This is a genomic window from Streptomyces sp. NPDC090022 (assembly GCF_044748145.1).
Taxonomy (GTDB): domain Bacteria; phylum Actinomycetota; class Actinomycetes; order Streptomycetales; family Streptomycetaceae; genus Streptomyces.
The window spans coordinates 1-8,281 of record NZ_JBIVFN010000050.1 but is presented as its reverse complement, the minus strand read 5'-3'; the positions used below and the strand labels follow the sequence as shown (position 1 = coordinate 8,281).

8 protein-coding genes are annotated in these 8,281 nt (G+C 72.7%); 4 read left to right on the top strand and 4 right to left on the bottom strand.

The genetic code is table 11. From position 1 onward, the window contains the following. Positions 1-1,376, bottom strand: a 1,376-nt coding sequence (locus ACIPXB_RS36955; RefSeq protein ID WP_401457376.1) for a hypothetical protein, incomplete at its 3' end; no start/stop codon positions are given. A 209-nt stretch (positions 1,377-1,585) separates the two neighbouring features. Between ACIPXB_RS36955 and ACIPXB_RS36950 the strand changes: the two genes are divergently transcribed. The 4 genes from ACIPXB_RS36950 (at position 1,586) to ACIPXB_RS36935 (ending at position 5,647) form a co-directional block, all read left to right on the top strand. Next, positions 1,586-2,356 (top strand): SDR family NAD(P)-dependent oxidoreductase, encoded by a 771-nt coding sequence (locus tag ACIPXB_RS36950; protein ID WP_401457375.1) that lies wholly within the window; start codon positions 1,586-1,588, stop codon positions 2,354-2,356. A gap of 29 nt (positions 2,357-2,385) precedes the next feature. Beyond that, entirely contained in the window at positions 2,386-2,757 is a 372-nt protein-coding gene (locus ACIPXB_RS36945) for a MerR family transcriptional regulator (RefSeq protein WP_401457377.1), read from the top strand. A 366-nt stretch (positions 2,758-3,123) separates the two neighbouring features. After that, positions 3,124-4,860: an amidohydrolase gene (locus ACIPXB_RS36940; protein WP_401457373.1), complete on the top strand. Its 1,737-nt coding sequence runs from the start codon at positions 3,124-3,126 to the stop codon at positions 4,858-4,860. Between the two features lie 31 nt (positions 4,861-4,891). Beyond that, entirely contained in the window at positions 4,892-5,647 is a 756-nt protein-coding gene (locus ACIPXB_RS36935) for a LuxR C-terminal-related transcriptional regulator (protein WP_401457371.1), read from the top strand. 28 nt (positions 5,648-5,675) lie between these two features. Here the strand turns inward: ACIPXB_RS36935 and ACIPXB_RS36930 are convergent, their stop codons facing one another. From ACIPXB_RS36930 to ACIPXB_RS36920, 3 genes are all read right to left on the bottom strand, one after another. Then, positions 5,676-6,287, bottom strand: a complete 612-nt coding sequence (locus ACIPXB_RS36930) for a polysaccharide deacetylase family protein (protein ID WP_401457370.1) — start codon at positions 6,285-6,287, stop codon at positions 5,676-5,678. 436 nt (positions 6,288-6,723) lie between these two features. Further along, entirely contained in the window at positions 6,724-7,194 is a 471-nt protein-coding gene (locus ACIPXB_RS36925; RefSeq protein ID WP_401457369.1) for a GNAT family N-acetyltransferase, read from the bottom strand. Between the two features lie 217 nt (positions 7,195-7,411). Continuing rightward, positions 7,412-8,239, bottom strand: a complete 828-nt coding sequence (locus ACIPXB_RS36920; RefSeq protein WP_401457367.1) for an oxidoreductase — start codon at positions 8,237-8,239, stop codon at positions 7,412-7,414. Positions 8,240-8,281 lie beyond the last annotated feature (42 nt).

Sequence of the window (8,281 nt, the reverse complement as noted above, 5' to 3'; positions counted from 1 at the left end):
AAGGGTGGTTCCAGGGCGTACCCGTTCCCGTCCACGGGGGCGGGTTCGCGCTGCTGCTGGGCGGCCCGCTGTTCGGCCACCGTGGGGTGGACGGCGATCGCCTCGGCCGCCCGCCCCTGGCGGACCAGGACCTCGCAGAGCTCCTCGCGTGCCTTGATCGTGCCGACCGCCCGCAGTTCGGCGGCGGCGTCGTCGAGGCGGCCGGCGGCGGTGAAGAGGCCGGCCTTGAAGATCCGCGGGTCGGTCCAGGAGTCCGGATGCGCTTCGGCCAGGGCGATCGCCTCGTCGAGGCGGCCGAGGGCGGCCAGGGCCGAGGCCCGCCACCCGTGCTGGAACTCCTCGTGGCCGTGGTGGCGCACGACACTGGGGTGCTCCACGAGGCGGAGCAGTTCCTCGGGGCGATCGAGCAGCGCGTACACGAGCGGTACCAGGAGGTTGGAACAGTCGTACCAGCCGAAGCCGGGTTCGGCCACGGCGATCGCGTCGTCCAGCCGGCCGTCGCGGAGCAGTGCCGAGGAGAGCCAGGCACGGTATCCGACCCAGTCGTCGGCGGCGATGGCGTCGCGCATCACCGCTTCGGCTTCCCCGGCCCGGCCACCGTCCCGAAGGGCACCGGCGTAGACGTCCAGGACGGTGTGCGCGTGCTGCCCCGTGGCCAGCTCGCGCAGCGCGTCGAGCCGGCCGTGACGTGCCAGGAGCCCGGCGTATGCGGTGAGGGTGTTCTGCGTGAGGTAGAGGCGTCCGGAGATGTCCCGGCCGAGGATACGGATCGCCTCCTCGGCACGGCCGGCCCGCTCCAGCACCTGGGCCTGGAGTTCCTGCGCGTCGGCGAAGGGGTGGCTCCACCGGTTCTCGGTCCCGGCCGCCCGGCGCGCGCTCTCGGCGTGCGGGGCGATCAGCTCCAGCACGCGCTCGTCACGGCCCTGGCCCTCGGTGATCTCCACCAGGACGGACAGGGTCCACCATCCGTCGACGAGGGGGACGAGCAGGTCGATGGCCTCGTCGACGTACCCCGCCCGCACGAGCAACCCGGCGAAGTCATGACAGTCGGCCTTCGAGGCCCGGCCGGCTTCGGCCGGACGCACCAGCGCCAGCGCTGCCCGCGACCGGCCCGCCCGGAGCAGGATGCCGGCCTTCTCCCACGCGGCGGCGGGCCACCCGGTCGCGACGAACGGCTCCATCACCTCCAGGGCCCGCTCGAACCGCCCTGTCCGGCACAACTCCGCCACCGAACCCGTGGCGCAGAACCACTCGCCGCGCTCCGCCGCCGCCCGGATCACCAGGTCCAGATGACCGTGCTCCAACAGTGACGTCACTCCTCGCGGAGGAATACCGCCGTAGTTGCCCGCCTGCCACGCAAGATCATCCACGTTCATGGGCGCGATCGTAAGCGCGCCCGCTGACACGCCACCGCGGCGACCTCATCAGGTCCGCGGCGGACCACCGCGAGGGCGCGCGGAGGCGATCACCGATGGGCCGGCGGGCGGGTGCGCCGGCAGGACGGGTGTGCCGGCAGGACGGGTGCGCACTTTCGCGTGCGCCGGCAGCCGCCGCTTGACCTTGCCACCGGCGGCAGGGTTGAAGGATGACCGGCATGGACAGCAGCACCACACCCCAGGGCATGAGGATCGTCGCCGTCACCGGAGCCGGCACCGGGATCGGCCGGGCCACCGCCCGCGCCTTCGCCGCCGAGGGCGCCCACGTCATCGCCGTCGGCCGACGGGCCGAACCACTCGCCGAGACCGCCGCCGGGCACGACCGGATCACCCCGCTGATCGCCGACATCACCGCCGCCGGCGGTCCCGAACTGATCGTCCGGACCGCGCTGGAGACGTACGGCCGGTTGGACGTGCTGGTCAACAACGCCGGCGTGGTGCACAGCGGCGCGTTCGGCAGTCTCGGGCCGGAGCCGATCGCGTCGCAGATCGCCACCAACCTGACCGCGCCCATCCTGCTGGCCCAGGCCGCGTTGCCGTCCTTGACGGCGTCCGGCGGAGTGATCGTCAACGTGAGTACGTCGGTGGGGCAGCGGGCCTGGCCGGGCAGCTCCGTCTACGCGGCGACCAAGACCGCCCTGGAGACGCTGACGCGCAGCTGGGCGGTCGAGCTGGCACCTCACGGGGTCCGGGTGGTGGCGGTCGCACCGGGCGCGATCGACACCCCCATCGGCGAGCACCAGGGCCTGACACCTGAACGGATGGCCGCGGTGCGGGAGTGGCAGGTGGCGCACACCCCGCTGGGCCGGATCGGCCGCCCGGAGGAGGTGGCCTGGGCGATCACCCAGCTCGCCGCACCGGCCGCGTCGTTCGTCACCGGCGTCGTCCTCCCCGTCGACGGCGGGGCGGTCGTGGCGTGATAGGAGTGGTGCCCGGGAGGGCGGAGCGGATGCGGATCGGTGAGCTGGCGAGGGCGAGTGGGGCGAGCGCCCGTGCGCTGCGGCATTACGAGCAGGCGGGGTTGATCTCCTCGGAGCGGGCCCCCAACGGGTACCGGGTCTACGACGAGCGGGCGGTGGTCCGGGTCCGCAACATCCGCCGCCTCCTGGCCGCCGGGCTCGTCCTGGACGACGTACGGGTCTTCCTGCCGTGCCTCGACGCGGACGTGACCGCTGCGCCGCCGTCGGACAAGGGCATCCAGGTGGCCGTGGAAAGGCTGGCGGTCCTCGACGAGCGCATCGCCGCCCAGACCGCGGTCCGGGACCGCCTGGAGACCGCCCTGCGCCGGGCGACCGGCGACCGGATCCGGCCGGTGGCCTGACCGCGGGCCGCACCGCGGACGGAGGGAAGGGCCGGATGGCGGCAGTGGTCTATCCCGTGCGCGCGAGACGTCCGGATGAAGCAAGCCGGTGGCCTCCGGTCGCGGAAAAGTTCACCTGCCCGAGCGAACCGTTGAGCGCGACATGGTTCGAACCGGGTGCGGCACCGCTCCGCTGCCCGGGATCCTTCGGTATGACCGAGCGTGTATTCCCGGGCTGTCCGTCTAGGGCACGCACATCCCGCCTGGCGCCCGCTCCGCACGCCATCGGTGGGATGACCGATGTGCGGGAGGCGAGAGCGCGGCCATAGTCCTCGGGAGATCGTTTACGGGCCGCCGCGGCGCGCCCGGTCTTCGAAAGGACCCCCTGTGGACGTACATGCTGACCTGGTGTTTCTCGGTGGCCGAGTGGTCACGGTCGACGCGGAGTTCTCCGTCGCCTCGGCCCTGGCGGTGACCGGTGGGGTCATCAGCGCCGTCGGCGGGCGCGAGGACGTCGAGCCGCTGGTCGGGCCCCGTACCCGCGTCGTCGACCTGAAGGGGGCGACGCTGCTTCCCGGTATCAACGATTCCCATCTGCACGGATGCGCCTTCGGTATGGCGACGCCGCCGCTCTCCCTCGACCTCGGCCACCCCGCCGTCTCCAGCCTCGCCGACGTGGCCGAAGCCGTACGGGAGGCCGTCGGGCGGGTTCCGGAGGGACAGTGGATCACGGGACACGGCTGGGACACCGGCTACCTCGAGGAGTGCGTCCACGATCCCGCGCGGCAGCCCTCGCGGCACGACCTCGATGCCGTCAGCCCGGACCACGCGGTCGTCCTGTACTCCTTCTCCGGGCATGCCACCTGGGTCAACTCCAAGGCGCTGGAGCTCATGGGGATCGACCGGCGCACCGTCGCGCCGCCCGGCGGCGCCATCGTCGTCGACGAGACCGGGGAGCCGACCGGACTGCTCCACGAAGGTGCCCAGGCCCTCGTCCAGAACGCACTGCCGCCGCTGACCCGGCAGGAACGGACCGACGCGATCAGGGCGGCCCTCGCCGCGCTCGCCGAACTCGGCATCACCAGCTACACCGAGCCCGGGCTCGGTCCCGGCGGCGACGGCATCATGCGGGGTGCGCTGGGCGCCGAGACCCTCGACGTGTACCGGCGGCTGCTGGCCGACGGCGAACTGACCGCCCGCGTCGGCGTCCTGCTCCTGCCGACCGGTATGGCGGGCACCGCCGAGGAGTTCGCCCGTACCCTCACCGCCCTCACCGACCCCGGCGCCCCCGATGGGCAGGGGCAGGAGGCGGATCCGCGGCGCCTGGCGATCCACGGGGTCAAGATCTTCGCCGACGGCATCGTCCCCAACAAGACGGCCTGGATGCACCAGCCGTACACCGGCGGCGGCTGCGGCTCCCTCTGCGTCGGCGGCGAGAGCGACGCCGAGCGGATCGCCGAGATCGACGCCATGATCCGGCACGCCCACGCCGCCGGACACCAACTCGGCGTCCACGTCACGGGCGACCGTGCCATCGACACCGTCGCGGACGCCTTCGCCGCGGCCGCGGCCGACCACCCGCGCTCCGACGCCCGCCACTACGTCATCCACGGCGACTTCCTCACCGCCCACAGCATGAAGGTGCTGGCCGCACACGATTTCGGGGTCAACATGAACCCCACGATCAAGTGGACCGTCGCCGACATGGAGGAGGCGTTCGTCGGCGCCGAACGGGCCGCGTACGCATGGCCCTACCGTGATGCCATCGACGCCGGCGTGCGCGTCGCGAGCGGGTCCGACGCGCCCGTCACGTACCCGGACTGGCGCCAGGGCGTCGCCACGATGATGCTGCGCGAGTCGAAGGCGGCCGGCCGGGTCAGCGGCCCCGAGCAGCGCATAGGCCTGGCCGAGGCGATCCGCACCTACACGATCGACGCGGCGTGGCAGGACTTCGCCGACGACTGGAAGGGCTCCCTGGAGCCGGGCAAGGCCGCCGACCTCTGCGTGCTCGACGGGGACCTGCTCGCCGCCGACCCCCACGACATCCCCAAGATGCCGGTCGTCCTCACCGTGATGGGCGGTCAGGTCGTGCACGACGCCCTGCGCGACACCCAGCGCGATTGACGTATGCCAGATACATGATCATTCTTGGATGATGGCAGCGCAGCGGAGCACGACGGACATCCTGGACGCGGCCGTCCACGTGCGCGAGGCCGCCAGGAGCGCCACGAGCGGGGCGACCGGCGTCGACACGGTCCTGTCGGCGCTGGCGGAGGTGATGGAGTACGACCACGCCTCGCTGGCCCGCTGGGATCCGCTGCGCGGGCGTCACACCACCCTGGCCGGGAGCTACCCGGACGACGCCACGGCCTACATCGAGAGCCGCCTCCACCACGACCCGGTGTTCGCCGTGCTCCGCAGCCCGGCCCGAGGCGGCCTCTGGCTCAGGGACGTTCCCCGGGAACTCCTGGCGGCCTCCCCGGGCTTCCAGGACGTGCTGCGCCCCCTCGGCATCGAGGACGGGGTAGCCCAGTGCCTGTTCGCCGCCGACGGCCGGTACGTCGGCATGCTGAACGTCAGCGTCCAGCGGCCGCGGCGCACGCCCGATCCGGCGCGCGCCGTGGTCACCCTCCTCACCGAGGCCCTGGCCGCGACGGTCGACCGGACCGCGGGCCCGTCGCCCGAGGAAGCCACGGCCGCCGCCCCGCCCGGCGGGCTCTCGCCGCGGGAGCTCCAGGTACTGGCGGAGCTCACCGCCGGCCGCACCAACCGGGAGATCGCGGAGCGGCTGTACATCGCGCCGCGCACCGTGGGCACCCATATCGAGCACATCCTCGCCAAGCTCGACCTCCCCAACCGTGCGGCCGCCGCGGCCCGGGCCACCGCCTGGGGCATCGAACCCGCCGCCTGAGGCCACCCCGGCCGGGGCCGGGCACACGTCAGCGGGGCAGCGGCGGGTGCGTGGCGAGCCAGTGACGCGCGATCTGCTCGCGCGTGGCGAGCCACGCCCCGCCGCGCCGCGCGACGTGTTGCAGGAACCCGTCGATCGCCCGGATCCGGCCGGGGTGCCCGATGATCCGGCCGTGCATGCCGACGCTCATCATGCGGGGACGGTCGACGCCCTCCGCGTGCAGGGTGTCGAACGTGTCGATGAGGTACGTGCGCATGTCGTCCGCGGTCGTGAACCCGTGGACGATCAGGAACTTGAAGTCGTTCACATCGAGGCTGTACGGCACCACGAGGTGCGGACAACCGGCCGCTTCGACGTAGAACGGCAGGTCGTCGGAGTAGTCGTCGGAGTCGTAGAGGAAGCCGCCCTCCTCCACGACCAGGCGCCGCGTGTTCGGGCTCGTCCGGCCCGTGTACCAGCCCACGGGCCGCCGGCCCACGAGTCGTTGGATCGTGTCGACCGAACGCCGGACGTCGTCGCGCTCGGTGTCCTCGGGCACATGGCGGTAGTCGATCCAGCGCCTGCCGTGGCCGGCCACCTCCCAGCCGGCGGCGCCCATCGCCCGCGCCGCCTCCGGGTTGCGTTCGAGCGCCTGCGCCACGGCGTGGACGGTGACCGGGCGGCGTGCGCCGTGAGCGTGCGGTGGACGCGCCAGAAGCCGGCGCGCGAACCGTACGCGAACATCGACTCGACGTTCAGATCCCGCCCGCCGAGCACGGGCGGTGCGCCGACGAGCTCGTGCAGGAACCCCTCAGAGGCGGGGTCGCCCTCCAGGACGTTCCGCTCGCCGCCCTCCTCGTAATTGAGGACGAGACTGACGGCGACGCGGGCGCCGCCCGGCCAGCCGGCGTGCGGTGGTTCGGCGCCGTAACCGACGAGGTGGCGCGGATGCTCGGACACGGCGGCACCCTATCGCCGATCGGCCACGCGCAGGCGGTGACGGGACCGCGCCACGCGCCCGGCCACCCCCCCCGTGCCGTGACGGTGTCAGGACCCCGCATCCCGGTGCACCACAGGTGCACCGAGCGGGCGGAGGTTCAGCGCGTGGTGTCCGGCTGCCATTCCTCACGCAGCATCCCGAACAGCACGCTGTCGTAGCGCTCGCCCGCCACCAGCACGGTGGACCGGCGTCGGCCCTCCTCGCGGAAGCCCGCCTTGGTGAAGGCGCGGACGGCCCGCTCGTTGCCGCTCCAGGTGTCGAGCTCGATCCGGTGCAGCCCGGACGCCCCGAACAGGTGTCCCGCCAGCAGTCGCAGCGCATCGGAGCCATGTCCACGGCCCCAGCGGTCCCGCTCGCCGATGGTGACGCCGACCGTGGCCACCCCGGCGAACGGATCCAGGTCGCGGTAGTCCGCCATGCCGATCACGGCGCCGTCGGCCAGGTCCTCGACCGTGAAGACGGCCGACTCCCTCGGGTTCAGCCGCAGCAACGTCTCGAACGCGATCTCGACGCCCTCCGCCGTGACCGGGCCGAAGCACGGGTCGCCTCCGGTGGCCCAGTGGACCACCTCCGGATCGTTGCGCCAGCGAAGGTGATGGCCCCCCCGCGTCCTGCGCACGGAGTGCGCGCAGCCGTACCAACTGTCCCTCGATCATGCACAGATCATAGGGTCCGCGCGATCCCTGGTGATCTTGAGACCCCGGTGGGATCACCCGGTCAGGAGAGCGCGGCCGAGCCGGCGGCCGGGTCCGGCGGGGCGGGTGGCCGGGCCGGCGGACAAGCACTCAGATGGCGGTCGAGAGGGCCACGTGGCGCCATTGGTCGAGTTCACGCCGTACCAGGTCCAGCTTCGCCTCGACGCGCTCGACCGCGTCCGCGCCCAGCTGGAGGCGCAGCGGCGGCTCGGTGACCTCCGTGACGTCCACGATGGCTCTGGCCGCCTTCGCCGGATCGCCCGGCTGGCGGCCGTCGTTCACCGCCAGTGCCTCGCGCACCGGTCCCGCGCCGGCGGCGTAGTCGGCGATGGCGGCCGGCTCGACCCGGATGCTGGAGCTGCCCAGGAAGCCGGTGCGGAAACCGCCGGGTTCGACGATCGTGACGTGCACACCGAGCGGCGCCAGTTCGCCGTGCAGCGCCTCGGAGATGCCCTCGAGGGCGAATTTCGACGCGCCGTACAGGCCCACCGCCGGAGCGGTGGCGAAGCCGCCCACGGAGCTGATGTTCACCACGTGTCCGGAGCGTTGGGACCGCAAGGTCGGCAGCGTCGCCCGCAACGTGTTGAGCACGCCGAACACGTTGACGTCGAACAGGTCGCGGGCAGCCTTGTCGGAGGTCTCCTCGACCGCGCCCACGAGGCCGTAACCGGCGTTGTTGGCCACGACGTCGATCCGGCCGAACTCCGCCAGGCCGGCCTCCACCGCGGCCGCCAGCTGCTCCGGTTCGGTCACGTCCGCCCGCACCGCCAGCAAGCGGTCCGGCTTCTGCGGGTACGCCTCGTGCAGGGCGGACACGTCCCGCGCCGTGGCGACCACGCTGTGCCCTCGGTCCAGAGCCTCACGCGTGATCTCCGCGCCGAGCCCGCGCGATGCACCGGTAACAAACCAAACGTTCATGTTCTCCCGCATTCCGATTGCCGATGGGACAGCAGCTCGACG